Origin of the sequence: Streptomyces sp. NBC_01474 (assembly GCF_035918215.1) — a bacterium.
GTDB lineage: Bacteria > Actinomycetota > Actinomycetes > Streptomycetales > Streptomycetaceae > Streptomyces > Streptomyces aureus.
This window is the reverse complement of the sequence record NZ_CP109449.1, coordinates 10,461,884-10,487,711: the sequence shown is the minus strand read 5'-3', so window position 1 is coordinate 10,487,711 and position 25,828 is coordinate 10,461,884. Positions and strand designations below refer to the sequence as shown.

The window sequence follows — 25,828 nt, the reverse complement described above, 5'->3', positions numbered from 1 at the left end:
GGATGTCCAGGTGGGACGCAAGTCTCCGTCGGAGCAACCTCAATCGGAGAATTTACCCTCCCCGCGGTCACGTGACTGGTCAGCTGCCGCCGGGCTGGTCTGACCCGAGCGGACGTCGCTCGCGGAGCATCGTGGCCATCGCGCACACTATCTGTCGTGGACACGAAAATGACCAAGAGCGCCGGCGAGCACTGGGTCTGCTCTGTGCTCGCAAGCGCCGGATGGGGTGCTGCGCTCACCCGCGACGGGCTGGAGCGCACCGATATCCTCGCCGTCCGCGCCGATGGCACCCGGCGCATGATCGAGGTACAGGTCAAGGCGGCAAGCCCTATGCCGCGGCCGAACTGGCGCTGCGGGACCAAGACGCAGCTGCCGTCCCTGAGCGACCGCGAGTGGTTCGTGTTCGTCGCTCTGGACCCGACGCCTGGGCAGGCCCCGACGTCGTACGTTGTCCCGCGCGACCATGTGTGGGCTGCGGCGTGGATGGAGCACCAGGCATGGCTGACCGAGCCGGGTGTCCCGCCCGGCAAGAGGAACACCGGCTTCGACCAGGCCCGCGTGTACGCGCCGACATGGGAGGGCTACCGCGACGCGTGGGACCTGCTGGAACAGCCGACGTCGCAGTGCCCGGTTCGGCTGCCGCAAGCCTGGAGAGCGTGGGTGGACGACCCGCGCGTCGGCTTGCCACCGGGGCACCCGTGGGGGGATGCCTTGCCCGACTGGCAGGCAGTGGAAGGCTCGTAGCTCTCACGGCGAGCCAAGCCATGGGCAGGACCCGAACTCCAGGCTGTATTGCGGTCGATGAGGACCTGCGGCAGCTCGTGAAACAAGAGTCCAGACCCTCAAACCACTGCGTGAAGGCCACCCAGAGCTGCCAGCCAAGGCGATCGGCCACCGTCCGTGGCGGGATGCACACTGCGTTCGTGAGTCATGCCTACAGGCCCGGTGACGTGCTGTTGCTGAAGTGCCCTGTTCACTGAGACCGGGTCACCCGACGAAGGGGCGCTCGCCGCCCGGACGGGTATGGAGCCCCGCATGATCGTCCGATGTGTCAGATCATCAGCCCGACAAGCGGAGAGCTGGTGAGCGGCCCTGACACGAGCCGCAGTCCCAGCGCCGCTGCTTCGCTGCCAACATCACCATCGATGAAGAGATTCCGCCCGACGACGTGTCGCTGTCGGACCTTGCGCAGTAGGGGCTGCAGCAGTTGGCGAAGCGGCGGGCCCCGGTTACCACGCCGACAATGAGCGAGGACGCCCCCAAGGACGCCAGCAGAGGACGGTACCGAGCGGGCTCCCTCGTAGACGAAGTCGGCCAGCAGGCTGACCGTCCCGAACCACAGGACGAACTGCCAGGGCCTCATGCCCGTGTTGGTCTGTATCGATCCACTGATGTCTGCGGCGCTCATGGCCGTGGGTCTCCTACTCGCCGGCGCCCACGATTCCGGGCACGCTTCGACAGCAGCCAGCCCATCCCCCACCACGGACCGCATTCCCCGGGGCGACCTCCCCCAACGACCACCTGAGCCGGCGGCACTCACTCATCAGCTGCCCGCGGAGTCCTGAGCCCAAAGGGACCGGCAACTGGAGTAGCCCGGCGGCACTTGTGATCGGGCGGCCATACGGTCGGCGCGGACGGCGTGCCGTCGGTGGCCCCGCGTCCCGTGCGCAACGCGGGGCTATCACCTGCCGGGCCACCGCCCGGGCTCGGTGGACAGGGCGACCCGGCTGCCTGCTCCGGCCGCGGAGTCTTCCTGAGCAACGGCAAGAGCCGCCGCGCCAACTTGAGTCGCGACCAACTCACCGCACTCGCCGACCTCGGACTCCACTGGGCAGCAGCTTGACGCGAGCGCGGGGCCGCCAGACGGCTTCGCCTGGCGGAGCCGAAGCCGCCAGACGGCCCCGCGGCGATTAGTGAGGGGCGGTCAGGAGGCGGACATGGCCATAGCCCTCAGCGCGATGATGTGGTTCTTGAGGCGGCAGCTGTTGCCGTTGGTCGGGACGATGTTGCAGTGGTGCAGGAGCCGGCCGGGGATCACACCGGCCCCAGGGGCTGTTGACGCGCCCTGGCTGGGGCACATACTCAGCCTGGGCAACTCTTCTTTCCCCTCGCGCTTCTGGCGTGAGCCGGCGTGTGCGCACGACTATCTCTCAGGAAGCGCCGCGGCTCCGGGTTCCTGCCTGGGCTATGGCTTCGGCTTCGCTCTCGGCCAGCGCGATCGCGACACCGAATGCTTGGGTGATATGAGTTGCCGCCGCCATGACGCGCGCAGTGCCCACGACAGGGGCAATCGCAACGAGAAGATCCTGCAGCTGCTCGACCGTGAAGTCGGCCTTCATCGCGGGGTCGATGTGGGCCATGTAGGAGATCGCTGGTGCGTCCATGGCCACGAGCGCGGCTATGCGCGTGAGGATGAGCGTCCGCTCATCCATGTGGCAGCGCTCGACGGAGTCGATGGTCATGGCGGCGAGGGTGTCGAGCACGGGAGTGTCAGATGCAGTGGCCATATCCGGAAGTCCTTCCGGTGCTGTGGGGAGCCGAACGCGCCACCCGCTGTACGCGGGAATCCCCCTGCGTGCCGACGGTTTGCCCCTCAAGCATAGGCACCTTCAGTTGACGGTGCGCATTGAGCCGGACAGGCGAAACGAGACGCTCAGGCTACGCCGATGTCAGGCACACACCCCCGTCTTCCCAGCCGGTCGTGGCCGCGTTCATGGAAGAGAACAGGAGCGTCACGGTGACGTCTGGCGCGCCAGGGGCGCCGTCGGCGTGCCAGGTAAGCAAGCCCACTTCGGAGAGGCGCTGCAGGGCCGAGCGGAGGCGTGCCGGTCCCACACCCAGCGCGCGGGCTGCAGGGTTCAGCGGGAAGCAGACGGTGTCGGCCAGATATACCTGGCGGGCGTCGACCACGAGATCCACCAGAAACCCGGCGAGCAGGCTCCCCTGAGGCACGCCCCGAGCACATATCGCCCAGCGCAGCGCCCAGCTCTCAAACGGAGGTGTCGGCTGCATGCCGGTTTTCCTTCCCATCGGACGCCCGGGACAGGAACGCGTCACTTCGCACGCACAGGATTCCGAACAGCACTCATCTCAACAAAGAGAATTCTTCACCTGTATTCGGACATGTGCACCAGATGGCTGCCTTGGGGTCGCCCGCTCCAGCGGGGCGGGAGATCGGACAGCAGGCCGGACGACGCGGCCAGGCCCTCCCTCCACGGCTTCCGCCCGGGCCTCAGGGGGGCGATCTTGTCCAGGCGAGCAGACAATGAGTGCGGGGAACCCTCTCGCGGCTGCCGCGAGATGTGCGGCTCTGCGGTCTGGAGGTCGTGGGACATGGGATCTTCGGCTCTCTCGTCCGACATCACCTATCAGTCCTTCGCTGTTCCGGCGTAGCACGGCGCGTCTCGCGGCCAGGACGGAGTCTGCTCTTCGATCGTCATGGCGGCACTGGGTGCCGCCTGCGGCATCGCTCCCGGTCAGGCCTACCGACGGTCCAGCGCTGCGGCCGCCCCAGCGCTGGACGCAGCCGTCCGCGCGGGTGGTGGAGGCCCCTGGACGCTCCGGCGGCTCTGGAAGCGGTGCCGAGCGAGCCGTGACGTCGAGTTCCTCGGTGGAGGGCACCTTGAAGCTGCTGACCCGTACGCCCTGGGGATTGACGCCGCTCATCACGTGACGGATCGTCCCGTCCTTGCCCGCATCGCGGATTTCATCGGGCCACTACGGGTGAAACCGGGGGCTAAGGTGCGCCTGGAGCGGGAGTTCGATCCTCGCTACAAGGCCGGTCTGAAGAAGCGGGACGGGATCGAGCTGTTGCGGACCGGGGTGTCGTTGCTGGCCTCCCACAGGCCCTGCCCACCTGCATTCTCCGGCAGCTTCTGCCGGACAAGGTCCACGACTACCTGTGGCGCTACGTCCAGCGGCTGCCCAGGCGCGGCGAGATCGCCATCTCGGGGTGAACTCGCACGACAAGAACCTCCTCGTAGTGCGAGCGATTGAAGAAGTACCAGGAGCGGCTGGCGGCCCAGGACACGTACGGGGTACTGCTCTGTCTCCAGGCACTCGATGCCGGCAAGAACAAGTCGTACGCGGTCCTGACCGTCGCCTCGACGGTGACCGCGTCGACCGAGGGGAAGGCAGCCCTCAGCCGCGCCACCATGTTCCCGATGGACACCAGTTCGTCGTGCGAGCCGGATGCCGGGAGGTTCGGCGGCCGTGCGGGATCGGCGTGCTCCACCGGCCCGGGGCAGCGACTCAAACCCTCGACGGGATGGCATGCGCCGACTTGAGGCGAAGCCAGGGTCAGAGCGTACGTCCCGATCCTGGTCGAACGCCGGTCCCGAAAGGTGCTCCCGGCGCTACCGGGAGATCAACCACTGGGAGCGCTACCTCACGGACAACGGGTTCAAGGTGGTGAAGATCTTCCTGAACCTTTCCAAGGAGGAGCAGCGCACCCGCTTCCTGAAGCGGATCGACCGGCCGGAGAAGAACTGGAAGTTCTCTGCGGCCGACGTCCGGGAGCGACGGCGGTGGGACGACTACCAGCACGCGTTCTCCGAAATGCTGTCGGCCACGAGTACGAAATGGGCGCCGTGGTACGTGGTGCCGGCGGACCGGAAGTGGTTCGCGCGGCTCTGCGCCGGGGCGGTCCTCGCACACACCCTGATGGACATCGATCCTCAGTACCCCGACGTGGGGGAAGAGGCGCGGAAGGGCCTGCTCGCCACCAAACGGGACCTGGAGCGGGAGGCCCCTGCCGGGGCGCCGGCCGATCCGTACGCCGACCGGCATCCGTCGGCCGCGCGGGCCACCGGGCGGAGAGAGCAGCCGAAGAAGAAGCGCGGCTAGGACCTGCCGCAGCGGCGCGCGACTGGCCCGGACACATCCGCCGCCAGGGATCGGAGGCAGAACGATGACGGCACGGTCGGATTCCGCGGGAGGACAGCCTCAGGCTTCGGGGGACGACTGGTACGCGCAAGCTCCCGAGGAGGTCGTAGCGGCGTTCGGCGTCGATCCGGCGGTGGGTCTCTCCGCGGCACGAGCTGCAGGACTCCTGGCCGCGCAGGGCCCGAACTCGCTGCCCGAGGAGAAGCGAACTCCGGCCTGGCGCCGGTTCCTCAAGCAGTACCGCAGTTACATGCAGATCGTCCTCGTGGCCGCTGCGGTCGTCTCAATTCTCATCAAGGAATGGACCACCGCGATCCTGCTGATCGTCCTGACCCTGCTGAACGCGGTCGTGGGCCTGCGCCAGGAGGGCAAGGCCGAGAGCGCGATGAACGCGCTGCAGTCGATGATGAAGGCGACGGCGCGAGTGCGCAGGGATGGGACGGAAGCCGAGATCCCCGCCGAACAGCTTGTCGTCGGCGACATCGTGCTCATCGCCGCCGGGGACCAGGTGGCGGCCGACGGACGCATCATCGAGGCCAGTGCCCTGCAGATCGACGAGTCGGCGCTCACCGGCGAGAGTGTGCCCGCCGCGAAGGACACCGGCACGCTGCCGGGCCCCCGACCGGCACCCGGCGACCGTACGAATATGGCCTTCATGAACACCCCGGTCACCCACGGCAGCGGCGTACTCGTCGTCACCGCGACCGGCGTCGGAACCGAAGTCGGCAAGATCTCCGGACTGCTGTCGGCCACCGAGAAGGAGGTACCGCCGCTCACCAAAGAGCTCGACACCCTGACCCTGTGGATCACGGGGCGGCGGGCCTGACCATGATCGTGATGTTCATCATGGGGCGGCAACGGGACCAGGCTTGGGACGTCCTGTTCGTCAGTGCTGTCTCGCTGGCCATCGCCGCCATTCCCGAGGCCCTGCCGACCGTGACCCAGGCGATCCTGTCCGTCGGCAGCCTCAACCTGGCGAAGCGGAACGCCATCGTCAAAGAACTGCCGTCGGTCGAGACCCTGGCGTTCACGTCGGCGATCAACTCGGACAAGACCGGCACCCTGACGATGAACCAGATGACCGCCGTCGAAGTGGTGAGTCCCACCGACCGGTACACCGTCTCGGGCACGGGCTACGGGCTCGACGGGAAGATCCACCATGCCGCAGGTTCCTCCGCGGGCGTCGAGGACGCGATCCTGCCGTACGTGGTGGCCGGCGACGCGAAGCTGGTGGACGGCGAGGTGGTGGGCGATCCTACCGAGGGCGCGCTGCTGGTGCTGGCGCACAAGGCCGGGCTGGACATCGATGCCACCAGGGAGGGCCTGCCCCGGCTCGCCACGCTGCCGTTCGACCCGGGCTACAAGCTGATGGCCACCTTCAATTCAGCGGTCGACGCCTCCGGGCGGCAGGTCGTGCGGTGCTTCGTCAAAGGCGCGGTACCGGCGGTAGTGGCGCGCGCCGCCACTGCGCTCGCGGCAGGCGAGACCATCCCGTGGGACGCCGTCTTGGTCGCGCGTGCCGAGGCGCAGACCGAGCGGATGGGCGGCGAGGGGCGCCGGGTGATGGCCGCGGCCACCCGTGATCTGGACCCGGCTGGCTTCGATCCGGACGGCGACCTGCTCGCCTACGTCGCCGATCTGCGGATGACCAGTCTCGTCGGCATGGTCGATCCGCCCCGCGAGGAGGCCAAGGCCGCCGTGGCTGAAGCCCAGGCGGGACACATCCGGGTCCGCATGGTGACCGGTGACGACGTCACCACCGGTGCGGCCATCGCACGGCAGCTCGGCATCCCCGGCGAGGCAATCCTCGGCGCCGATTTCGCCGCCATGAGCGAGGACGAACAACTCGCCCGTATCGACGGCATCGGCGTGGTGGGCCGGGTCTCACCCGAGCACAAGGTGCTGCTCGCGAACACGCTCAAAAAGAAGGGCGATGTCGTCGCGATGACCGGGGACGGCGTCAACGACGCACCAGCCATCAAGGCCGCCGACATCGGCATCGCCATGGGCAGCGGCACGGACGTGGCGAAGAACGCCGGACGCATGGTCCTCTCCGACGACAACTTCGCCACCATCGTCTACGCCGTGGAACAGGGCCGGCGAATCTACGACAACCTCACCAAGTACATCCGATTCGTACTACTCCTGCTGGTCACCTTCGTGCTGACCTTCCTCGGAGCCACCGTCTTCAACATCGCCGCCGGTGAGCCCTTCACCCCGCCGCAGGTCCTGTGGATCCACTTCGTGGTCAACGCCTCCTTTGGCTTCGCGCTCGGCTTCGACCAGGAGAGCCCCGGACTCATGCGACGCAGGCCGCGTCCGCGAGGGGAATCGGTACTCACCCGGCCCGTACTGGTCACGGTCGGAATCGGCGGGCTGGCGATCACCGTCATCCTGCTCGCGCTGATCAAGCTCGGCCAGGCCTACTTCAACAGTGTCGGGACCGGTCAGTCGATCGCGTTCACCGCCTTCGCCCTCTGTCTGATCGTGGCCGCGTTCGAATGCCGCAGCGAGACGGATTCGGTGCTGACGACGTCCACCTTCGACAGCAGGCAGATGAACTGGGTGGCACTGGCCCAATTCGTACTCGCGGTGCTGGTGACCCAGATGGACGGCTTCCGCCACATCCTGGGGACGACCCAGATCAACGCGCGGCAGTTCGGCTGGGCGCTGCTGGCCGCCCTCGCGTTCCTTCTCCTGTGGGAACTGGGCAAGCTCCTGGCCCGCCGGTCGAGAGGTGCCTGACGCCTCGACACTGGGCGGAGAGGACCGGGAGCAGCGTGGCAGAACGGAAGGACGGTCTGTGACCACCACCCAGCACAGCAGGCACGGGCTCCTCTCCTGGTTGAAGACTGTTCCCGGGATCCGCGCGGCGAAGAACAACGCCCGAATCCTGGCGTCTCTGCCGTGGTCGGCCGCCCCCACTGCTCGCCATCGAGCGGCCGACCCGCCCAAGCATCCGGCGGAGGTCTCAGTCGGCCTGCGTCTCGCCGGGCCGACGCGGCCAGGTCGTGCCGATGCGGAAGCCGTTGCGGAGTTCGCCGCTGTAGAAGTGCCGATGGTCCCCGTGGTGGCCGGCTGAGAGGGTGCAGCGCCGTACGCCTTCGGGCTGCCGGATGAAGCAGATACCGGGAATCTCCACATGCCGCTCTGCTGTCGTGCGCTGCTGGCTCATCGCCGCGCCTCCCTCACTGCACGATGCCGGGAACGCGCCCCCGACAGGTGTGTGGCTTTGGCCGACCCGGCCTCTCTCAGATCGCTGACCGCCCAGTGTCGCGGTGACTGGACGGGATCGGGCGATGGTCTGGCCGGCGCTGGGACCCCGGCCGGGCCCAACGTGACCGTGATCGACGCCCAACACCCTGCATCCCACCCGCAGACGGCCCAACGCATTCACCCCAACGTGGGCCCGTCACCCGCCGGTTGCCGCCCTGGCCCCAATCGACGGAGCCCTCGACCACCAAAACGATGGCCGAGGGCTTTGTTGTCCGGGGTGATTACGGTCCGGAGGTCGGCAGTGCCGGAGGAGCCGTCGGGCCCGGAGTGGGCGTCGTATCGTGCCGCTCCTCCGCTGCGGGACGGAACGCCCACCACAGCACGGCCAGCAGCCCAACGCCGCACGCACCAGCAACGAGCAGCCCGACCGCAGGACGCCGAGGGGAGCGAGCCAGGCGCAGCCCCAGCCAGCCGGCGCACGCCACGGCGAAGACCGCGATCGTCGAGGAGAGGTCGCCGTTCCTGTAGGTGACCAGCAGGGCGTCGTAGTTGGTGGACAACACCAAGAGCGCCGCGAAGAGCACCATAACGACCGCGCACACGCCTTCCAGCAGGCGCAACACACGTCGACCTCTGTTCATGTCGAACTCCTCTCCTCCGCCGACCGCAGGGCCCTCAGTTGGCTGGCGGCACCGACGGCTGAGCCTGAACGTTCTCCGTCACCCGTCCGTCCGCGTCCGTTTCCGTGGTGCGAGTCTCCCCTGCCTTCGGTGCGGGGGCGGACTTGGGTGCGACGGGAGCTCCGGACGGCTTGAGCAGCCCACGCGTCTTGACCTCAAGCGTCTTGCCGTTGGCGTCCTTGACCACCTTGCCGTCAGCGCCGATGAGCGGCATGGACTCCGGCATCTTGCTCTCGTCGACCGTGCCGTCGGCATTGACCCACGCAGGGGTGGGCGGCGGCGGAGGCGTCTCGGACTGCGCCCCGGAGGCGGTCGCAGCAGCGGCGCCGATCAGCAGCGCAGCGACTGCCGTACCCATGGCTATGCGTACCTTCTTCACGTGCGGCCAGGTGCTCAAGGCGCGCCATACGCTGCACCTGTCCGACGAAGGACCGGGTGAACAGCCGCTGCGCCGACGCCTCGCCGTATCGCTAGTGTGATGCGCCAGAAATCCTGAGGGTTATTTCTGCTCTGTTTTCTCGCCGACCGTTCCGACCTTGGTGAGGTAGTCGGCGAGGGAGTTGAGGATCTCGTCGGCGGTCTTGGTCCAAGTGAAGGGCCGTGGGCTCTCGTTCCACGTGTCGATCCACTCGGTGATGTCGTCCTCCAGGGCCTTCACGGACCTGTGGACGCCGCGGCGGATGAGCTTGTCGGTCAGCAGGCCGAACCATCGCTCGACCTGGTTCATCCAGGAGGAGCCTGTCGGGGTGAAGTGGACGTGGAAGCGCGGGTGTTTGCCCAGCCACGACTTGATCTCGGCGGTGTTGTGGGTGGCGTAGTTGTCACAGACGAGGTGGACGTCGAGCCCGGCGGGCACCGCCTTGTCGATCCGGACCAGGAACTTCTTGAACTCAATCGCCCGGTGGCGACGGTGGAGTTGAGATATCACGGTGCCGTCAGTGATGTTGAAGGCGGCGAACAGGCTGGTGATGCCGTGCCGGTAGTAGTCGTGGGTCCGGCGTTCGGGCATGCCCGGCATCATCGGCAAGACTGGCTGCGAGCGGTCCAGTGCCTGGATCTGGGACTTCGTGCGCCACGAGGCGCTGTGGGATCGAGCGGAGGTGAAAGGACTCCGCCGCCGTGCTGTCGCAGCAGCACGACGAAGCTGGGGGCAGTTCGAACCGGGAGGTGCCGGTAAGGGCGGAAAGCAGCCCCGACAACGACGGGACGCGCTGGCACTGCCAGACGGCGCGGGTCCGGCAAGCGAGACGGAAAGGTGCACGTGAGGAACCGGCGTGTAAAGCCCCTTAAGAGATCCACCAGCTCGAATCTGGCGGATGTGGGCTGGATTGCGGTGCACATTTCGCTCCCCGAGGTGGGGAGTGGGGTGACTCCTGGGCCGGTTAAAGTCGTCGGTCGGGAGGCCACGTTGAATGCCTGCGGCGTAGGCGTGGCGAGGCCGCAGGGGCAAAGTCGGGCACCTCATTCGTCGATCGATCCGGCAGTGAACGTGGGAACCGTCCGGGTGCCTCCCTTTCCGTCGGTCGTCCAGGCCGATGGCGGGCAGGTGCATCGTCCACCGGCAGCATCCGGTCGGGGCGGAGCCGCTGTAGTAGTCCGAGGACGGGAAAGCCGTCCGCATGGCGAAGAGCGGCAGCGTGTTCGCAGTGACGGTTCTGGAAGGCCAGGAGTCCGTTGATGAATATTGACGATCCGTCGGACGCCCTGTTCTGGGCCGAGCGGCGGGTACTGGGGATCCAGACCAAGCTGCACCAATGGGCGACCGATGACACCGGTCGCCGGTTCAACGATCTGTTCAACCTCGTATGTGACCCCGCATTCCTTCTGGTTGCATGGGAGCGGGTGCGGACCAATCGGGGTGCCCGAACCGCAGGTGTGGATGGAATTTCCGCCCATGCCGTGCGGCTGTCGGGACGGGAAGATCTCTTCCTGGACCGTCTCCGTCGAGATCTCAAGACGCAGACGTTCATCCCTCTCCCGGTGCGGGAGGTGATGATTCCCAAGGGCGGAAGTGGAAAGCTCCGTCGGCTGGGCATCCCTCCTGTGGGCGACAGAGTTGTGCAAGCGGCTCTGAAACTGGTGCTGGAACCGATCTTTGAGGCGGATTTCCTCCCGTGCAGCTACGGGTTCCGTCCCAAACGGCGGGCTCAGGATGCGATCGCCGAGATCCACTTCTTCGGCTCCCGCTCTTACGAATGGGTCCTGGAAGCGGACATCCAGGCGTGTTTTGACGAGATCGCGCACCCGGCCCTGATGGACCGAGTGCGCGCGCGAATCGGAGACAAACGGGTCCTGGCCCTGGTCAAGGCGTTTCTCAAAGCCGGAATCATGCATACGGACGGCACTGAGGGCGCTTCGATCACCGGCACTCCCCAGGGAGGAATCCTGTCCCCACTGCTGGCCAACATCGCTCTGTCCGAGCTCGACGAGCACTTCGCCGAGACGTGGCAGAGCTATGGATCGGACTATCAGCGCACCGCGCGTCGCAGACGCGGCCTGCCCATGTGCCGCCTCATCCGCTATGCGGATGACTGGGTGGTCATGGTTTCAGGGACGCGTCAACACGCCGAAGCGCTGCGGGCCGAGGCCGCAGCAGTCCTGGCGCCGATGGGCTTGCGCCTGTCGGAGGCCAAGACACAGGTGGTTCACATCGACGAGGGCTTCGATTTTCTGGGCTGGCACATCCAGCGCCGGCGGAAACGGGGCACCGACCGGAACGTCGTTTATACCTACCCCTCGAAGAAGGCCCTGGCCTCCATCGTGGACAAGGTCCGGGCGATTACCGGCAGATCGAAGCACCGGCATCTGTCCGACCTGCTGCGTCAGTTGAATGCCGTGCTGCGGGGCTGGTGTGCCTACTTCCGACATGGCGTGTCGGCGGCCACCTTCGGCTATCTCGATGAGTATTCCTGGCATCGGGTGACCCGCTGGCTGCGTAAACGACATCCTCGTGTCCCGTGGGCATCCTTGTTCCGGCGTTTCCTCCCCGGGAAACGACCGACCGAGGACAGGATATCGCTGTTCCAACCCCAGAAGGTTCCGGTGGTCCGCTACCGATACCGGGGCCGGAACATACCCACACCATGGACGCCAATACCGCCAGCCGTCGGCTGACCAGAGGCAAGAACACGTGGAGAGCCGGATGCTCGGAGACGGGCACGTCCGGTTCGGCGGGCGGGTCGGGGAAACGGAACACCAGAAACGGTGTCACCGCGCCCCGGTCCGACCCGACTCGTCCACGCAGAGCACGACCGCCTTCTCGGGCGGGTGGTGGTACAGACCGACGACGTCGACGACCTTGTCGACGAACTGCGGATCAGTGGACAGCTTGAAGGAGTCCTGCAGGTGGGGCTTGAGGTCGAACTTCTTCCAGATCCGGCCGATCGTCGACTTCGACAGACCGGTGTGCTGAGCCATCGAGGCTCGTGACCAGTGTGTGTCCCTGCCTGCGGGCGACTCCAGGGTGGCCACGATGACCTCCTCGACCTGGTCGAGGAGGATCGAGGGCGGCCGGCCCGAGCGGGGCTCGTCATGCAGACCGTCGAGACGTTTGGCGATGAACCGGGCCCGCCAGCGGTCCACGGTCGATCTATCGATGCCGAGGTCGGCCGCAGCCTGCTGATTCGTCCCGCCCTCCGCGCAACGCAGCACGATCTTGGCCCGCAACGCGAGGAACTGAGCGGTCTTCGCCCGCCGCGCCCACTGCGTCAGCTGCTCCCGCTCAGCCTCGTCCAGGACCAGATCGGCCTTCGGCCGCCCAATCCAGCCGGCGTCCTCAAGCCCAGCCATCCGCTCCGCGGCGAAAGCCCGACGCCACTTGCCAACTGTCCTGGCCTGGACGCCGACGATCCGTGCGACACCGGCGTTCGACATGCCGTCAGCGCACGCCAGGATGATGCGGGCCTTCTCAGCCGAGCGCCGGTCCGGCATTCTCGTCCGGCGCACCAACTCGGCGCGCTCGGCCTCGGACAGCGTGATCTCCACAGCAGAAGGACCCGGATGCGACATAGCAACAGGGTAGTAACTAACCCTCAGGATTTCTGGCGCATCACACTAGTGCCGTGGCCGGATAGGTTCACCGTGTTGTGACGCCTGGTATGGCATCAGCCGAGCCTTCGCGCCAACATCAGCGTCACCGTCAGCGATGCCGCCGCAGTCATTACCATCCCGATGGCGGGCGAGGTGAGTTGGGCGACGGCTCCGGCCGCTGCTGCGCCCAGGCCCTGCACCGCCAGCATGCCGGAGCTGTGCAGGCCGAGCGCCTGGCCGCTCAACTCCTCCGGAGTGAGAGCCAGCAGGTGGTCCTGGAGCAGCAGGCCGGACGCGTAGCCGACCGTGGCGAGCGCGACTAGGCCTGCTGCCAGAGTTGGTCCCGGGTGCAGCGCGAACAGCAGGTAGGGCGCGGCGAGCAGTGCGCACAAAGGGACGGCGAGCGGGGGCTGCCAGCGGGTGGGCAGCACCCGTCCGACCAGCAGGTCCCCGGCCAGCATGCCGAGCGCGCCGACGGCGAAGAGCAGTCCCGCACTGCCGGGCGCGTAGGGGACGTAGAGCGATTCCACTCCGACCACCAGCCCATTGGGGACCCAGAGTGCGAGGAAGACCGCGCGGCGGGGTGCCGAGGACCAGAGGCGGGCGTTGGTGCGCCAGGTCTCGGTGACCGATGGGCGGCCTTCGGCTCGCGACAGGCGCGGGCGCAGCCCGAAGCGTGTCGCCGCGGCTGTGGGCAGGTGCAGTGCGGCAGCGGCGAGCAGGGCGCCGCGCGCAGAGAGCGTGGCCACGAGTATGCCGCCGACCGCGAAGCCGCAGATCTGGACGATCCCGGCGGACATGCTGACGACCGACCGTCCGAGCAGGTAGCCGTCCCGGGGAAGGATCTCGTGGAGCAGGCCGTAGCGGACCCCGCCGCCGACCGATCCGGCCAGGCCGAGCCCGAGCAGCACCGCGAAGAGCGCCCAGACCGGGAGCCCGGGGAGTGCTTGGAGGGCGGTGCCCAGGCCGGAGAATAGCGCGAGGCCGGTCAGCGCGGCGCGCGGCGGCAGCCGGTCCGCGCCGGACAGCACCGTCGCCGCACCGACCAATTGGGCGAGTGCGGGGCCGAACATGGCGAGGGACGAGAGCAGCGCGGAGCCGGTCGATTCGAAAACAAGGAGGCCGAGGGCCAGGCCGGCGACCGTCTGTGCGGCGGTCAGCCCCGCCGAGGCGAGCAGCAGCGGGGTGAACTCCGGGGTGCGGAAGAGGTCGCGGTAGGTGCGCATGGCCGGGGAGTCTGTCCGGCGTGATCGGCGGGGTGGGAGACTTTCGCAGGGAGGCGAAACCGATGAGCTGGTGGCAGGTGACCGCGGACACGCTCGCCGCGAGCTGCTTCGTCGCCTCGCCTCTGGCCGAGACGGTCGCGGCACTGAAGACGCTGCACGACGGCGCTCCGGCCCACCCCGGCGAGCGCCGCTGGCTGGATGCCCATCAGCCGGACTATCGCGCGCGGTTGGCCGCCGATCCGGTCACCGCGGCGCTCGTCCCCGCCGCGCTGGGACCGCGCTGGAACGCGACCTTCCTCACGCCGACGCCCACGGGAGAGGAGGCCGCCTTCGATGAGGAGCTGGCCCGGATCCGGCATACACCTTCGGATACCGCCCTCGCCGACCTGGCGGAGTCGTCGAACGGCTCACTGCCCGCCCCGCTGCTGGACCGCGAGGACCTGGCGAGGCGTGCCGCAGACCTGCTGGAGTGGGTGTGGTGGGAGACCGTCCGGCCGACGTGGCCGCGTCGCCGACGGATCGTCGATGCGGATGTCGTCGCCCGCACCGCGCGCCTCGCGGCCGGCGGCTGGGCCGCCGCGCTGGACGATATGCGCCCGGGGATGCGCTGGCTGGGCTGCAACCGCCTGCAGATCACCGCGTACGAGAGCCCCCCGCTGGAACTTGCCGACGTTCGGCTGCTGTTCGTCCCGGTGACCTTCGCCCGGACCTGGGTCTGCTGGGACCTGCCGCCCGAAGGCGACGCAGGCTGGACCGCGCGCCGATTCGCGGTGGTGTACCCGTGCGCGGGCGTCCTGGCCGCCGAGGCAGACAGGAAGCGCGCACCGCAGGCACTCTCGGCGCTGCTCGGCTCAGCCAGGGCCGAGCTGCTCGCGCTGCTGGAGAGCCCGAAGAGCACCACGCAGCTGGTCGCCCTCACCGGGCTACCCCTGGGCTCGGTCGGCCGCCACCTGCGCATCCTGCGCGAGGCCCGCCTTGCGGAACGCCGCCGAGCGGGCCGGTCCGTCCTCTACTACCGCACGTCAGCCGGCCAGGCCCTCATGGACGCGCAGCTGGCGCCGTGACCGGGACGTCCACCGGGCGTGTACTCGGCCGGGGACATGAAGCGTCAGCTCCTGGGCCATACCAAAGTCCCCCTGGCGCACGAGTCTCGCAGCTTGATCAGGCCGCCGCGGCGAGTGGGCGCTGCAGAGCGCGTCGAACAGGTGTCGCCGGGTGACGTCAGTGATCTCCGCCGAGGACCCAGCGGATATTTCGCTGCCCCTGAACCGGGCAACGACGGAATCGGCGTCAACGGACCGGAGCAGGGACGTACCCATCACGCTCTCGGTGCGTGCGCGGGAGAGGAGGTCCAAGTTGAAGGCGACGTCGTTCAAGGCCCGCAGGACTGCGTGCTGCACGCCGGCGCCGAGCTCGCAAAGTCTCACGTAGTAGGCGTCGCTCTGTCCGAGCGAGAAGAAGGCCCCGTCGAGGGCCTCGAAGTCCTCTGGCGGCGACGTCCTGGCAGGCGCGGCCATACCGAACCGGCCGATCTTGACCAGTCCGATCTCCACGAGGTAACCGCCTGCCTCGGCATACACCAATCTGAAGGTCGTCTTGAAGTGGTGGTCGTCCCAGTCGTCCCGGACCAGGAACGCTTGTCCCGGGCGCGGGGAAGCCGGCCGCGTGCCGACGGGCAGGACGGTGAACTGCACGGATCCTCCGGAGAGCGCCTCGGTGTGCGACCGGGCACGTCAGTGACAGGTCCGGGGCCACCCTGCGCGAACGGTGCTGCTCTGGGCGAAGTGGCGCCGGGGGCGTCAGGTGGCGGTGGGCCCGGTAGGCCCTAGGCCAGGTCGGTCAGATGCGCCAGGAGCGGATGCGGTCAGCCGCGTCGTACCCGTCACTGCGCCCGGCGTCGATGTCGCGGGCGAGGTCGATCAGCGCGCCGTACGGCGCATCGAGGCCTTCGCCGGCGGCGTTCATGTACGCCACGGCGATGCCCGCGCCGAACAGTGCGTTGCGGGCCGGGAGCGGGCGTAGCCGGATGATGGCGTGCATCAGGGCAGCCGCGCGCCAGGCGTTGTCGACGGTGGCGCCGACCTTCGGCGTGTTCACGCGGTGCCGGCCGACGGCTGCCACAAGGTTGGAGAAGTCGTGGACCGTGGGGTGCTTGGGCAGTACCTCCGCCTGGCGCTCCAGGAGCCAGCGGATGTCGATGTAGAGCTCCATGGTCAGGCAGCGCGTCCGGGAGCATCCAGCTGGCTGGGGGCGTCGTCCGGGAAGGCCGCGTCGAACGCGTCGACGTTGTCAGCGATGAACTGCCGGAAGACCTCCGCGGCGCCTTCGAGGCGGGGGTCGCGGACCGCGTTGGTCGCGGCCTCGGTGATCAGCGCGGTCACCGTGGTGCCCTCGGTCTCGGCACGCTCCTGAAGCTGGGCGTGGAGTTCCTCGGGGACCCGGATTGTCACAGGTTTCGATGCCATGTTCCGAACGTACAGCAGGCCGTACAGCACGGGTACGGGATTCAAGGGATCCACTGGAATCTCTCTACCGTGACTCATACCGGACTCCCTCCCGCGTCCGCGGCGTGGGTTAGGAAGGCCGTGAGGTCACCCGACAGCCTGGGCGTCGTCGGCGGGCAGAGCCGCACCGAGAGCGCGCTCGGCTTGCGCCCAGTCCCCCGCGGGTGGCGGATTGACGGGCGGAGGGCCACGGCGGACGAGCGCATCGAGGGCGATCATGAAAGGGGCGCTACCGGGACACCAGCCCAGTACTCGTGGGTGAGTCGGAAGGCCAGGCGAAGATCCGCAACGGAGCCCGGCACAGGTACCCGCTCGCCTTGGCGCAGCCCTCGGCATGCCGAGGGCTGCGTCTGCCGGGTGTCCGATGTGCGCGCACATGGCCGGTGGCGCCACCTACGGTGTCCGGTCTCAGACATCTCCGGGTATGGCGTCGCTCCGACCTGCGGTACCCGGACCTGGGTGAGACGCGCAGCGCGTCCTGCGTCTCGAAGAAGCCCGGGCATGCGCCGGCGTAACGGGCGGGAGCCATGACGGCCGCACGGCTCGTGACCGGCACTGTCCTGTTCCAGAAAACTGTGGGCGCATCAAGCCTGCGACCTGCAGTGCCCACAGTTCCGCGGGACGTCGGGCGGAGCGACGCCTCGAAGAACTGTGGGCAAGTCACTGTGCACAGGCCGGGCGGGCCCAGGGTCAGGAGAACCAGACGATGAGCCGTACGTTGGATGCGCCGTGCAGGTCACTCAGCGCGCGCATCACGCTCCACACGGGCCCCCAGTGCGAGGCATCGCCGGCCGCCTGCTCCCGGCTCCGCTTGCCGGAGACATCGGTCTCCTGCCAGTCGGCGGCAAGCAACTCGGCCCAGGTGATCCACGTAGTGCCGTGGACACTGTCGAGCCCCCAGGCAGCGTGCTCGCCAGCCACGGTCTCGGAGGCATCCATAGGGAGCCCACGGTCCGCGGCGAGGGGCTGAAAGCCGTAGGTGTTGCGAATGCCGAAGAGGCAGGCCAGCGCGTCGTAGGCGTTGCCGATGTTCAGCAGCCACAGCTCCATGGCGGCGTGCCAGACGGAGTCCTCGTCGTCAGGCCCCCACAAACGAGCGCCCGGACGGCACTCGATCACTCCGTCGATCTCGGTAGCCATGCCGAGATCCTGACTCCTCGCTGGCCGTGAAGCATCCGCCTTTTCCGACGCGCCGTGATCCAAGAACCTGCCTGAAATCACTTGGCGTCATTGGTTGCCCCGCAGGCCGAACTCGTCTGAGTCGCGGCCCGCCGGGATGCCCACAGGTAGCCGGGACACCACGGCCCTTGCCCAGACCTTCGCGAGACGGACGCCCTGTCGCCCAGAGAACCCTGAGACCGCCTACACATAGCTGAGACACGACACGTACCCGCACTTGCGTGAGACGCCGGGGCGGTGCCCGGACTTCGCGGAGACCGGACAGTCGCGAGCGTTGCCGATGTTGAGCTGCGACCGAGACTCATAGTTGGCGAATCATGGTCCGAGATGCGCAGGTCAGACGCGTGTGGAGAAGTTTTGTTGGCGAATCTTGAGAGGGTTAGTTGGCGGATCATGCCCTCTTCGGCCTCTGCGGAGACGCTGTCGTGGCAGGTGAGCGCGTTGCACGTCGCCCGGGCATCAAGATCCGCTGTCCTGTCTCAGATGGGTGTGGTCATGTCGAGCCTGTGACCTGCTGCACCCACACTTCTGCGGGACACCGGACCAACCGGTGTCTCAGATAAATGTGGGCAGGTGACGCAATCTCGGCGCCCGCCTCCCAGCCGTTGCTGGCCCGTGGCGCAGGGAGGCTGGCTACCGAGTGAGGTCGCGTTGCGGAATCCGGCGAGCCGATAGCGGTGAGGGCCCGCGATCAGCGCGGTGACGGCGTCTTCGACACACCGGTCACGGTGCGGATTTGAGAGTGTCCGCGCATCAGCGCGGCCGCTGAGGCTGACGGCCCTGCGCCGAGGCCTGGCTGCTGCCGTCTCGCTGGGACTCGTGCCAGCGAAGTCGCTCCCGCCGAAGACTGCGCCGTTGTCGCTCACTCCTGATCCGCTTGCTGCACTCGGCTCCCACACCCAGGATCAGCAGCAGCACGAGAAGAAGGGCCATGACCACCTGGGACACACAGGCCACCGGCAAGGCGGCCAGAGAGCAGCCGTACCCGATGGAGGCCGAGGAAGCCGCCGCCACACTCAGCACCAGCACGTCCCGGCCCGTCCGATCGGGAAGCGGTGCTCCCCTGGCAGCCCACCTCTCCATGGCTCCGACGAACCAGACAGCAAGCAGCGCCGCCACTTCGAGCCCTGCCAGCAGGACGGCCAGGCCGACATCGAAAACCCACTTAGCCATGCCTTCCATGTTGAGCAACGGGCGGACCGCACGACTGAGTACAGCTACTCAAGTACGGTGGCCGGCAAGCGAAATCAGGCAGCGCTCTCCGTCGGCCGCCATGGCGCTGTCCTGGTCGACGAGGCCGGCGATCTCGGGGTGCGTAGGAAGTACTGCGCCGGGCTGCCCAGAGAAGACAGAGACACCACCACCTTGCCCAGACTTTCGCGAGACGCGAGCCCTGTTGCCCAGAGAACTCCGCGACTGCCCACTCTTCGCCGAGACAGGACATCCGCCAACCAGCGTGCTCCGTTCGCCAGCTATGTGTAACTGAGCATCTCAGTCGGCCAATCTGAAATCCGTAGTTGGCCACCGCAGGTACGGGCCCGCAGATGGCTATGCGACATTGGTCCACATGTCAGATGCCGTGTACGGACTGGTCGGGGCGCTTGGCGGGTCCCTGTTCACCGCTGCGGTCGCATACTGGGGCCCGCTTCATCAGCAACGCGAAGTGGCCAGGCAGGCAGAGTTGCAGCGAAGCGCGGATATGAGGCGCGCGGAGACGGAGATCGAGGCCGCCCGCGCCCAGGCGGAGGAGGCGCGTCGGCACGCGGCGATTCAGGCAGAGATAGGGCGGCTGGTTGACGTCCGTTCGACGCTGCGCGCGTGGCAGTTCGTCCTCGATGGGGCATCTGCGGAAATCCAGCTGGGCATCTTCGACGTAGATCGCTTCCGGGAGGAAGAGCGGGAGGCGACAGCGAAAAGCATGCGTGCCCTAGACGAGGTCATGCATGACAGCTGGTATGTGTCACTCTCGCACTACGGAGATGCCTATGAGCCTCCGCCGACGCACAGTTCCTCTGCGCACGGTCTTCTAACAGAGATATTGAAGGCGTACGGGGCGCGCATCAGAACGCTCGGGCTGGCCGGTCGCCCGGCATCGGTTGAAGAGAAAGAGCAGCTCAACGAGCTGAAGGCTCGGGCTAGCCATGAGCGCGGCAGGATGAGTGAGATCATCGAAGACCGCCTGGAGGGCATCGTTGGCGATTCGCCTCGCACCTCGGCACCGCGCCGGAGTCCGGAAACGCGTCCACAGCCCTAGGGCGTGTTTCAGATGTGGATCTTGAGGTGAGATGATCTTGTTCTGTGGCACGTGGAGACATGACGGATGCACAGTGGGCTCGGCTGGAGCCGTTGTTGCCGGTGGGCGTGAAGCCGGGGCGGCCGCCGGTGCATCCCAAACGGCAGTTGATCGACGGCATACGGTGGCGGACCCGGGCCGGTACGCCGTGGCGCGATGTTCCGGAACGGTACGGGTCTTGGCAGACCGTATACGGGCTGTTCCGGCGCTGGCAGCGCGACGGAACCTGGAAGCACATCCTGGAGCAGCTCCAGGCCCGGGCGGACGCCGACGGGCTGATCGCCTGGGATGTGTCGGTCGACTCCACGATCGCCCGTGCCCACCAGCACGCTGCGGGCGCGCGGAAAAGGGGGTCTGCAAAAGGAGCCCCCGGGCGGCGTCGGAATCGAGCCCGAAGACCACGGGCTCGGCCGGTCGCGCGGCGGCCTGACCACCAAGGTCCACCTCGCAGTCGAGCAGGGGCAGAAACCTCTGTCGCTGATCATCACGGCCGGGCAGCGGGGCGATTCCCCGCAGTTCCAGGCGGTGTTGAAGCAGATCCGGGTCCCCCGGCTCGGGCCCGGGCGGCCTCGTAACCGCCCGGACAAGGTCCGCGCCGATAAGGCGTATGGCTCGCGGGCGAACCGGGCCTACCTGCGACGACGCGGGATCGGCTGCACGATCCCGGAGAAACGTGACCAGGTCGCCAACCGCCTCAAACGCGGGATCCACGGCGGTCGGCCGCCGAAGTTTGACAAGGCCGACTACCGCGAGCGGCACGCGGTCGAGTGCGGGATCGGTCGGTTGAAACGCCACCGCGCGGTCGCGACGAGATACGACAAACTCGCCGTTCGCTACGAAGCGACCCTGACCATCGCGGCCATCAACGAGTGGCTGTGACCAGCACATCTGAAACACGCCCTAGACGAGTAGATCCAAAGTTCGGGCCCGTCGAAGGGGCGAGGGTGTCCAAGATCCGTGTGTGACGACAGACCTGAACACCCTCTTGACTGCACTGTACGTAAAGGTTGACGACGAGATCGAAGGAACTCGATGCCTCGGCAGGCCGCCGTTGCTCAGCGACTCCGAGCTCGTCTGCCTGGCCGTGGCCCAGGCCCTGTTGGGCTTCCACTCCGAGTCCCGCTGGTTGCGCTACGCGAACAAGCACCTGTCCGGCATGTTCCCGTATCTGCCACAACGCGCGGGCTACAACAAGCGGCTCCGCTCGGCCCTCGGCCTGGTCAAACGCATGATCCGGGAGCTGGCAATGGACAGCGACTTCTGGTTCGACAACCACTGGATCACCGACTCCACCCCGGTGCCGTGCGGCATGTCGCGCCCGACCGTGCAGCGGTCCAACCTGGCCGGCTGGGCCGGCTACGGTTACTGCGCCTCACACTCCCGGTTCTTCTGGGGGCTGCGGTTGTACCTGGTCTGCACTCCGATCGGAATGCCGATTATGTGGGCGCTGGCCGACCCGAAGATCGGCGAGCGCGAAGTCCTCGCCGCGATGCTGGAGGTCGACGCCAACCTGGTCGCCCGGCGCGAGGGCATCGTGCTGATCTCGGACAAGGGCTTCGCGTCCAAACCGTTCGAGAAGGCCCTCGCCGAGCAAGGCATAGAGCTACTGCGGCCCTCTCGCAAGCGGGAGAAGCAGCGATACAGGGAGCCGATCCTCAAGAAGGTCCGCCAGCTCATCGAGTCGGTCAACGACACCCTCAAAGGCCAGCTTGACCTGGAACAACACGGCGGCCGGACCATCGAGGGGGTCGCCATACGCGTCGCTCAACGCATTCTGGCGATGGCCGCTGCGATCTGGCACAACAACAACACAGGCGCACCAGTCACCCGCTCGCTGATCGCCTACGACCACTGATCTTCGGCCGCAGACCTGGTTCATCGCGTGGGCATGCCTCCATGCGGACTATTGACTACCAAGGGCAGTGATCCCTCCACCAGGTAGGGGTGCTCGGGGTAGTAGTCGATGTGGAGGTGGCTTCCGTCTTCGGCCGTGGCCATAGCATGCAGATTTTCGGCCAGGATGGCCCTGGCGTCGGCATCGCCGCTGATCACAAGAGTTTGCCGCTGGGCATCGAGGTCGATGCGGAGACCGGAACCGAGTGCCTTCCCGACCTTGATTCCCGCCAGCGTATTGCTGTCGTGCGAAGACGCGGACGCAGCACTGATGAACCCAGCACCCTCGGCGACCGCGCTTGCCAAGCAGACCAGTTCTCTCGCCGTCGCGGTGAGATCTACCTCGCCATAAACGGGATCGGACAAAAGTCTCACAGGCGTCGCTCCTTCAAAGCCAGCCTCCATGATGCCCGCGAAGATCGCCGCCCACTCACCCAGGTACATCGGAACAACTCGTCTAGAGGTCGAACTCGAGGTGCTCGATGTCCGTGAACCGGACCTCTTCCAGGGACCCGGCGCGGCGACCGCCGTCCTGGAAGTAGACCTCCTTGAGCGCTTCGGCCGCGATCTCCTGGAGCCGGGCGTCGCCGGCACCGGCCTCTTGGGCCTCGAAGAGGCGGGCTGCGTAGACGGGTGGCAGGGCGACGGTCAGGTGCCGGATGCGGTCCTGGTCGGTGGACCCGATCGGAGCGGTGTAGCCGAGGCGGGCGCGGGTGTCGATGACGATACCGTCCGTGGCTACCGCCTTGGCCTTGGCCCTGGCCCGGATCTGCGGCTGCCACCGCTTGTTCACCTCGCGTTCCAAGCGTGCGGCGAGGTGAGGGCGGGGCTTTTTGATCTGGTCCTTCACATACCGCTCCACGGTGCGCTGAGAGATCCGCAGCATCCGGGCGACCGCCATGGTGCCCCCCAACTGCTTGACCAGGTAGCGCATCTGCGCGGGCGCGCTCTTGGGCGCCGGGCGAGTGAACGCCTTGTGCACCGCAGCGTCCAGGCCGTCCCCGAACATGCTCATCGCCTGCCCACTCCCCTATTCGCCGTTGTCGGCGTCGGTGACGGTGCCGTCCTTGATGTACCGGGCCAAGTTGAGCTCCGGGGCGTTGAACTGCTCCCGTACGCCCTCGCCCCACAACACGGACTGGGTGCCCTCGTGCTTGACCAGGCCGGGGTTCACCCCGAGCTTGAAGCCGCCCGGCAGGGGCTTGCCCTCTCGGTAGGGCAGGAAGTCCAGCGGGCTGGCGCCGTCGGCCGCGTACACGGCGCAGTCGGAGAGGATCGCGACCGGGTACTGCCCGGTGAAGGCGGCGTGCTTGACGATCTTGCGGTGCATGTTGATGCGTGTGCGGGAGATGATCGCGGCGCGGATGTCCGGGCGCCAGGTGGGCCGGGCCAGGGCGCGCCACGGCTCGCCGGGCTTCCAGCCCTCGCCGCGCGGGCGTTCACGCAGCTTGCCGAGCCCGCCCTTGACGGTTGCCTTGATCGCGGACACAACGATCGCCAGCTCGGGGTCGTGCTGCCGGTATCCGTCCATCGCGGCCAGGAACTGTTGGGGCGGCAGGTCGGCGCTCACGCCGAGGTCGGCCATCGTCGCGATGTAGGCGTCGCGCAGCCGGTTGTACCAGCCGTCCAGGTAGCGGCCGTTGTCGTAGCGCACCCATGCCTCGGTCGGCGTCACGTCGTAGCCCAGTTCCTGGGCGTAGGCGACGGTCGGCGTCGCATACCAGGCCGGGCCTTTGGGCCGCTCGCCGTTCGGCGTGAACGGGCTGGGCAGCAGTTCCCCGTCGAGCTTCATCCACTCCTTGCCCGACTTCACCCGCGACAGGTCGACGTGGGACAGGTCGACCAGCCAGGAGCCGGGCAGCTTCGGGTCGAACACCGGCGCTTTGACGTGTGTTGGTGCTTGGGCGAGGCCGACCAGCAGGCCGTTCGCGCCGGCGGCGAAGGCCATGTTGACGTCGATGCCGACCAGGTTGCGGCGCATGCATTCGTCGTCGGTGAGCGGCCGCGCCCAGTCATACGCCTCCTCAAACAGCCTCTCGCCGGGGCCCCGGACATGGAAGCGCGGCAGGGCCCCCAGCACCGGGTGACCGTCGGGAACCTCGCACGGCGGCCAGTCCATCAAGTCGACGGGGTCCTTCCCCAGCGAGCCGGGGTTGTGCTCCGAGGTGCGCTTGCCGTTGTTGTCCGGCGCGCTGGCGCGGGTCGGCGGGTGCAGCGCGGTCATCAGCTCCAGGCCAGTGACCGCGGTGGAACCGCGCGGCGTCATCACCCGGGACGCGTACGTACCCAGGAGCCGTGCAAGTTCGGCGGGCGGAAGCTGGGCGGCATGGGCCCAGTGCCGGGTATCGAGCGCATCCCACGACAAGATGCACAACTGCACGCAGGCCCGCTCCGAACCCTGAGCGGGGCGATAGATCCGAGCCCACGGCCCGAACCCGCGCTTCGTCAACTTCCATTCCTGACGCGCCAGCTGCTTGACAACCTTGTGCCCCTCGGGCAGCCGCCCGGCCAGGCGCTCCTCCTCGGCGAGGCGGGCCGGGAGGCCGTAGCGCTCGCACGCGGCCTCGGTGAGCACGATCAGCGGGTCGGCGTCCTTGCCCGGCCCGGACAGCTTCGGCTGACCGAGCCTCGCCTCCTTCAGCGTCCACTCGACCAGGGACGCAAAGGACTTCGCGGGCACGTCCAGGACCAGGCCACCGACGCAGTACGCGAAAACCTGCCCGTCCTCGACATCGACGACCGCGAGCGGCCCGTTCTCGAACCGCGAATCGGTACCGCCCGCCGAGGTGCCAGCCGCAGCGGCCTTCTTCACACCCGGGCGACGCGCCATCAACGCCGGCCTGGCGGTACGCGCCGGACGCGACGCGGCCACCGCAGCAGCAGCAACGAGAGCAGGGGCGGCCGGGGTGTTCTCGGACGCAGTCAGGGCCTCAACCGCGGGTGCCGGGCCTGCTTGTGGCAGGACCGGCTCCTCCACCGCGGCAACAGAACCCGTGGACAGTGGCGCGGGATAGCGGTGAGCGAGGCCCTCGAGCAGCCTGCGGTAGGCATCCAGGCGCTCCCCCTTCGGCTCGGCACGGCCCGCCTCCCAGGCCTGGATGCTCGGCACCCGGACCCCCAGTGCCTGGGCAACAGCAGCCTCGGTCAGCCCCGCAGCCTCGCGCAACCGAACCCGTTCGGCGGGCACGGGCAGCACGGTGCCGTCATCGACGGCAGCGAGCAGCGAGTCGACGGCGGCGAGCAGTTCAGCGGACTGATCCGTCATCTGTATGTCCCCTTCTCCTACCTGACACCCTGACGGATCTCTTCGAGCCGGGTCATCAGCCGCTGATAACGCTGAGAGGCCGCCTGCGAGGAATTCAGGCCCTGATGGGCGGCGATCTCCCGCCACTCCATGCCCCGGCGCCTCGCCTCGATGACCACCTGGGTCTCCAGCCGGTCCAGCTGCTCGCGTATGTCTTCGAACAGGCCCAGAGCGGCGCCCACGTCGTCCGGGATCACTCCCGGCTCCCGCCCGTGATGGTTCTGCTCGCCGGCGGCCGCCAGCAGCCGCCCCACGAGCGAGGCATCCTGTTCCACGCGACGCGCGGCCGTGGCGCCGTCCCCGGATGTGGGGGCCAGTACGGACAGGCGGTCACGGGCCTGCTGACGGGAATCACGTGGCATACGGTCACCGTACCGCGCCCAGGCAATGAAACAACGATTCATTGTTTGCTTGATGTCGCGGAGGAAACCGTCGCGTCGACTCCGCACACGCTGATACCTCCTGCCGTGCTGCAACGCCACGCAACGACAAGCTCACGTCGGCGCGTCGGTCTACACAGCTTGGTCGACGGCCCCAGGGCTCGTGCACTGTTGGCCCGCGCTTCACACTGGCCGGATTCCGGGCGGGTGGCTTTCTCCCTCACGTACGTGGGCGGGTAT

27 protein-coding genes and 3 pseudogenes are annotated in these 25,828 nt (G+C 67.7%); 9 read left to right on the top strand and 21 right to left on the bottom strand.

The window, feature by feature from the left end; translation table 11 throughout:
• Window positions 1–156: 156 nt before the first annotated feature.
• Window positions 157–744, top strand: coding sequence for a hypothetical protein (locus OG758_RS48335; protein ID WP_326715726.1), 588 nt, complete (start codon window positions 157–159; stop codon window positions 742–744).
• A gap of 307 nt (window positions 745–1,051) precedes the next feature.
• On the opposite strand, the gene OG758_RS48330 is transcribed toward OG758_RS48335, so the two are convergent.
• The 5 genes and pseudogenes from OG758_RS48330 to OG758_RS48310 all read right to left on the bottom strand — a co-directional run bounded on the left by OG758_RS48330 (window position 1,052) and on the right by OG758_RS48310 (window position 4,234).
• Window positions 1,052–1,408, bottom strand: coding sequence for a hypothetical protein (locus OG758_RS48330; protein WP_326715725.1), 357 nt, complete (start codon window positions 1,406–1,408; stop codon window positions 1,052–1,054).
• A 742-nt stretch (window positions 1,409–2,150) separates the two neighbouring features.
• Entirely contained in the window at window positions 2,151–2,507 is a 357-nt protein-coding gene (locus OG758_RS48325) for a carboxymuconolactone decarboxylase (RefSeq protein ID WP_326715724.1), read from the bottom strand.
• A gap of 151 nt (window positions 2,508–2,658) precedes the next feature.
• Window positions 2,659–3,012, bottom strand: a complete 354-nt coding sequence (locus OG758_RS48320) for a hypothetical protein (protein WP_326715723.1) — start codon at window positions 3,010–3,012, stop codon at window positions 2,659–2,661.
• Window positions 3,013–3,597: 585 nt separating this feature from the next.
• A pseudogene (locus tag OG758_RS48315) lies at window positions 3,598–3,693 on the bottom strand (polyphosphate kinase 2 family protein); the annotation flags it as partial.
• A 214-nt stretch (window positions 3,694–3,907) separates the two neighbouring features.
• The gene (locus tag OG758_RS48310; protein WP_326715722.1) at window positions 3,908–4,234 is read right to left on the bottom strand and encodes a three-helix bundle dimerization domain-containing protein; all 327 of its coding nucleotides are present in this window, start codon (window positions 4,232–4,234) and stop codon (window positions 3,908–3,910) included.
• 38 nt (window positions 4,235–4,272) lie between these two features.
• On the opposite strand from OG758_RS48310, the gene OG758_RS48305 reads away from it, so the two are divergent.
• Window positions 4,273–4,845, top strand: a complete 573-nt coding sequence (locus tag OG758_RS48305) for a hypothetical protein (protein ID WP_442810403.1) — start codon at window positions 4,273–4,275, stop codon at window positions 4,843–4,845.
• 64 nt (window positions 4,846–4,909) lie between these two features.
• Window positions 4,910–7,629, top strand: a pseudogene (locus tag OG758_RS48300) (cation-translocating P-type ATPase).
• 226 nt (window positions 7,630–7,855) lie between these two features.
• On the opposite strand, the gene OG758_RS48295 reads toward OG758_RS48300, so the two are convergent.
• From OG758_RS48295 to OG758_RS48285, 3 genes are all read right to left on the bottom strand, one after another.
• On the bottom strand, window positions 7,856–8,059 hold the full coding sequence (locus tag OG758_RS48295) for a hypothetical protein (RefSeq protein ID WP_326715721.1): 204 nt from the start codon (window positions 8,057–8,059) through the stop codon (window positions 7,856–7,858).
• A 322-nt stretch (window positions 8,060–8,381) separates the two neighbouring features.
• On the bottom strand, window positions 8,382–8,741 hold the full coding sequence (locus tag OG758_RS48290) for a hypothetical protein (RefSeq protein ID WP_326715720.1): 360 nt from the start codon (window positions 8,739–8,741) through the stop codon (window positions 8,382–8,384).
• Window positions 8,742–8,775: 34 nt separating this feature from the next.
• A complete protein-coding gene (locus tag OG758_RS48285) occupies window positions 8,776–9,138 on the bottom strand; it encodes a hypothetical protein (RefSeq protein ID WP_326715719.1) in 363 nt (120 codons plus the stop codon).
• Between OG758_RS48285 and OG758_RS48280 the strand changes: the two genes are divergently transcribed.
• On the top strand, window positions 9,137–9,259 hold the full coding sequence (locus OG758_RS48280) for a hypothetical protein (RefSeq protein ID WP_326715718.1): 123 nt from the start codon (window positions 9,137–9,139) through the stop codon (window positions 9,257–9,259). The genes OG758_RS48285 and OG758_RS48280 overlap by 2 nt on opposite strands.
• A gap of 20 nt (window positions 9,260–9,279) precedes the next feature.
• Here the strand turns inward: OG758_RS48280 and OG758_RS48275 are convergent.
• Window positions 9,280–9,846 (bottom strand): annotated as a pseudogene (locus OG758_RS48275) (IS630 family transposase); the annotation flags it as partial.
• A 611-nt stretch (window positions 9,847–10,457) separates the two neighbouring features.
• On the opposite strand from OG758_RS48275, the gene ltrA reads away from it, so the two are divergent.
• A complete protein-coding gene (ltrA, locus tag OG758_RS48270) occupies window positions 10,458–11,894 on the top strand; it encodes a group II intron reverse transcriptase/maturase (protein ID WP_326715717.1) in 1,437 nt (478 codons plus the stop codon).
• A gap of 93 nt (window positions 11,895–11,987) precedes the next feature.
• On the opposite strand, the gene OG758_RS48265 is transcribed toward ltrA, so the two are convergent.
• Both OG758_RS48265 and OG758_RS48260 read right to left on the bottom strand, forming a co-directional pair.
• On the bottom strand, window positions 11,988–12,788 hold the full coding sequence (locus tag OG758_RS48265) for an IS630 family transposase (RefSeq protein ID WP_326715716.1): 801 nt from the start codon (window positions 12,786–12,788) through the stop codon (window positions 11,988–11,990).
• Between the two features lie 95 nt (window positions 12,789–12,883).
• Window positions 12,884–14,035 carry an MFS transporter gene (locus OG758_RS48260; RefSeq protein ID WP_326715715.1) on the bottom strand — a complete coding sequence of 384 codons (1,152 nt, stop codon included), beginning with the start codon at window positions 14,033–14,035 and terminating at the stop codon, window positions 12,884–12,886.
• A 62-nt stretch (window positions 14,036–14,097) separates the two neighbouring features.
• Here OG758_RS48260 and OG758_RS48255 point away from each other — a divergent pair, with 62 nt between their 5' ends.
• Window positions 14,098–15,099 (top strand): ArsR family transcriptional regulator, encoded by a 1,002-nt coding sequence (locus tag OG758_RS48255; RefSeq protein ID WP_326715714.1) that lies wholly within the window; start codon window positions 14,098–14,100, stop codon window positions 15,097–15,099.
• Here the strand turns inward: OG758_RS48255 and OG758_RS48250 are convergent.
• The 6 genes from OG758_RS48250 to OG758_RS48225 form a co-directional block, all read right to left on the bottom strand.
• Entirely contained in the window at window positions 15,058–15,729 is a 672-nt protein-coding gene (locus OG758_RS48250; RefSeq protein ID WP_326715713.1) for a hypothetical protein, read from the bottom strand. The genes OG758_RS48255 and OG758_RS48250 overlap by 42 nt on opposite strands.
• A gap of 145 nt (window positions 15,730–15,874) precedes the next feature.
• Window positions 15,875–16,246 (bottom strand): toxin Doc, encoded by a 372-nt coding sequence (locus tag OG758_RS48245; RefSeq protein ID WP_398378810.1) that lies wholly within the window; start codon window positions 16,244–16,246, stop codon window positions 15,875–15,877.
• A 2-nt stretch (window positions 16,247–16,248) separates the two neighbouring features.
• Window positions 16,249–16,500 (bottom strand): YlcI/YnfO family protein, encoded by a 252-nt coding sequence (locus OG758_RS48240; protein ID WP_326715712.1) that lies wholly within the window; start codon window positions 16,498–16,500, stop codon window positions 16,249–16,251.
• Window positions 16,501–16,626: 126 nt separating this feature from the next.
• Window positions 16,627–16,758 (bottom strand): hypothetical protein, encoded by a 132-nt coding sequence (locus tag OG758_RS48235; protein WP_326715711.1) that lies wholly within the window; start codon window positions 16,756–16,758, stop codon window positions 16,627–16,629.
• 471 nt (window positions 16,759–17,229) lie between these two features.
• Window positions 17,230–17,679 (bottom strand): hypothetical protein, encoded by a 450-nt coding sequence (locus tag OG758_RS48230; RefSeq protein WP_326715710.1) that lies wholly within the window; start codon window positions 17,677–17,679, stop codon window positions 17,230–17,232.
• A 792-nt stretch (window positions 17,680–18,471) separates the two neighbouring features.
• Entirely contained in the window at window positions 18,472–18,909 is a 438-nt protein-coding gene (locus OG758_RS48225) for a hypothetical protein (RefSeq protein WP_326715709.1), read from the bottom strand.
• 376 nt (window positions 18,910–19,285) lie between these two features.
• Here OG758_RS48225 and OG758_RS48220 point away from each other — a divergent pair, with 376 nt between their 5' ends.
• The 3 genes from OG758_RS48220 (at window position 19,286) to OG758_RS48210 (ending at window position 21,866) form a co-directional block, all read left to right on the top strand.
• Window positions 19,286–19,972 carry a hypothetical protein gene (locus tag OG758_RS48220; protein WP_326715708.1) on the top strand — a complete coding sequence of 229 codons (687 nt, stop codon included), beginning with the start codon at window positions 19,286–19,288 and terminating at the stop codon, window positions 19,970–19,972.
• Window positions 19,973–20,016: 44 nt separating this feature from the next.
• A protein-coding gene (locus tag OG758_RS48215) for an IS5 family transposase (protein WP_326715707.1) occupies window positions 20,017–20,890 on the top strand; the annotation gives its coding sequence in 2 pieces (ribosomal slippage) (window positions 20,017–20,405 and window positions 20,404–20,890; 876 coding nt in all).
• Between the two features lie 82 nt (window positions 20,891–20,972).
• Window positions 20,973–21,866 (top strand): IS982 family transposase, encoded by an 894-nt coding sequence (locus OG758_RS48210; RefSeq protein ID WP_326715706.1) that lies wholly within the window; start codon window positions 20,973–20,975, stop codon window positions 21,864–21,866.
• A gap of 20 nt (window positions 21,867–21,886) precedes the next feature.
• On the opposite strand, the gene OG758_RS48205 is transcribed toward OG758_RS48210, so the two are convergent.
• Genes OG758_RS48205 through OG758_RS48190 form a run of 4 tightly spaced genes read right to left on the bottom strand, consistent with a single transcriptional unit; the run spans window position 21,887 to window position 25,570 of the window.
• Window positions 21,887–22,348 carry an Imm32 family immunity protein gene (locus OG758_RS48205; RefSeq protein ID WP_326715705.1) on the bottom strand — a complete coding sequence of 154 codons (462 nt, stop codon included), beginning with the start codon at window positions 22,346–22,348 and terminating at the stop codon, window positions 21,887–21,889.
• A 13-nt stretch (window positions 22,349–22,361) separates the two neighbouring features.
• Entirely contained in the window at window positions 22,362–22,919 is a 558-nt protein-coding gene (gene tpg / locus OG758_RS48200; protein WP_326715704.1) for a telomere-protecting terminal protein Tpg, read from the bottom strand.
• 15 nt (window positions 22,920–22,934) lie between these two features.
• The gene (gene tap / locus OG758_RS48195; protein WP_326715703.1) at window positions 22,935–25,169 is read right to left on the bottom strand and encodes a telomere-associated protein Tap; all 2,235 of its coding nucleotides are present in this window, start codon (window positions 25,167–25,169) and stop codon (window positions 22,935–22,937) included.
• A gap of 17 nt (window positions 25,170–25,186) precedes the next feature.
• The gene (locus OG758_RS48190) at window positions 25,187–25,570 is read right to left on the bottom strand and encodes a hypothetical protein (protein ID WP_326715702.1); all 384 of its coding nucleotides are present in this window, start codon (window positions 25,568–25,570) and stop codon (window positions 25,187–25,189) included.
• Window positions 25,571–25,828 lie beyond the last annotated feature (258 nt).

Excerpts from the sequence above, each read along its gene's own strand:
- OG758_RS48330 (WP_326715725.1), bottom strand. The coding sequence starts at position 1,408 with ATGAGCGCCGCAGACATCAGTGGATCGATACAGACCAACACGGGCATG.
- OG758_RS48325 (WP_326715724.1), bottom strand. The coding sequence starts at position 2,507 with ATGGCCACTGCATCTGACACTCCCGTGCTCGACACCCTCGCCGCCATG.
- OG758_RS48320 (WP_326715723.1), bottom strand. The coding sequence starts at position 3,012 with ATGCAGCCGACACCTCCGTTTGAGAGCTGGGCGCTGCGCTGGGCGATA.
- OG758_RS48305 (WP_442810403.1), top strand. The coding sequence starts at position 4,273 with ATGCGCCGACTTGAGGCGAAGCCAGGGTCAGAGCGTACGTCCCGATCC.
- OG758_RS48295 (WP_326715721.1), bottom strand. The coding sequence starts at position 8,059 with ATGAGCCAGCAGCGCACGACAGCAGAGCGGCATGTGGAGATTCCCGGT.
- OG758_RS48290 (WP_326715720.1), bottom strand. The coding sequence starts at position 8,741 with ATGAACAGAGGTCGACGTGTGTTGCGCCTGCTGGAAGGCGTGTGCGCG.
- OG758_RS48280 (WP_326715718.1), top strand. The coding sequence starts at position 9,137 with ATGGCTATGCGTACCTTCTTCACGTGCGGCCAGGTGCTCAAGGCGCGC.
- OG758_RS48285 (WP_326715719.1), bottom strand. The coding sequence starts at position 9,138 with ATGGGTACGGCAGTCGCTGCGCTGCTGATCGGCGCCGCTGCTGCGACC.
- ltrA (WP_326715717.1), top strand. The coding sequence starts at position 10,458 with ATGAATATTGACGATCCGTCGGACGCCCTGTTCTGGGCCGAGCGGCGG.
- OG758_RS48265 (WP_326715716.1), bottom strand. The coding sequence starts at position 12,788 with ATGTCGCATCCGGGTCCTTCTGCTGTGGAGATCACGCTGTCCGAGGCC.
- OG758_RS48260 (WP_326715715.1), bottom strand. The coding sequence starts at position 14,035 with ATGCGCACCTACCGCGACCTCTTCCGCACCCCGGAGTTCACCCCGCTG.
- OG758_RS48255 (WP_326715714.1), top strand. The coding sequence starts at position 14,098 with ATGAGCTGGTGGCAGGTGACCGCGGACACGCTCGCCGCGAGCTGCTTC.
- OG758_RS48245 (WP_398378810.1), bottom strand. The coding sequence starts at position 16,246 with ATGGAGCTCTACATCGACATCCGCTGGCTCCTGGAGCGCCAGGCGGAG.
- OG758_RS48240 (WP_326715712.1), bottom strand. The coding sequence starts at position 16,500 with ATGGCATCGAAACCTGTGACAATCCGGGTCCCCGAGGAACTCCACGCC.
- OG758_RS48235 (WP_326715711.1), bottom strand. The coding sequence starts at position 16,758 with ATGATCGCCCTCGATGCGCTCGTCCGCCGTGGCCCTCCGCCCGTCAAT.
- OG758_RS48230 (WP_326715710.1), bottom strand. The coding sequence starts at position 17,679 with ATGGCTACCGAGATCGACGGAGTGATCGAGTGCCGTCCGGGCGCTCGT.
- OG758_RS48220 (WP_326715708.1), top strand. The coding sequence starts at position 19,286 with ATGTCAGATGCCGTGTACGGACTGGTCGGGGCGCTTGGCGGGTCCCTG.
- OG758_RS48205 (WP_326715705.1), bottom strand. The coding sequence starts at position 22,348 with ATGTACCTGGGTGAGTGGGCGGCGATCTTCGCGGGCATCATGGAGGCT.
- tpg (WP_326715704.1), bottom strand. The coding sequence starts at position 22,919 with ATGAGCATGTTCGGGGACGGCCTGGACGCTGCGGTGCACAAGGCGTTC.
- tap (WP_326715703.1), bottom strand. The coding sequence starts at position 25,169 with ATGACGGATCAGTCCGCTGAACTGCTCGCCGCCGTCGACTCGCTGCTC.
- OG758_RS48190 (WP_326715702.1), bottom strand. The coding sequence starts at position 25,570 with ATGCCACGTGATTCCCGTCAGCAGGCCCGTGACCGCCTGTCCGTACTG.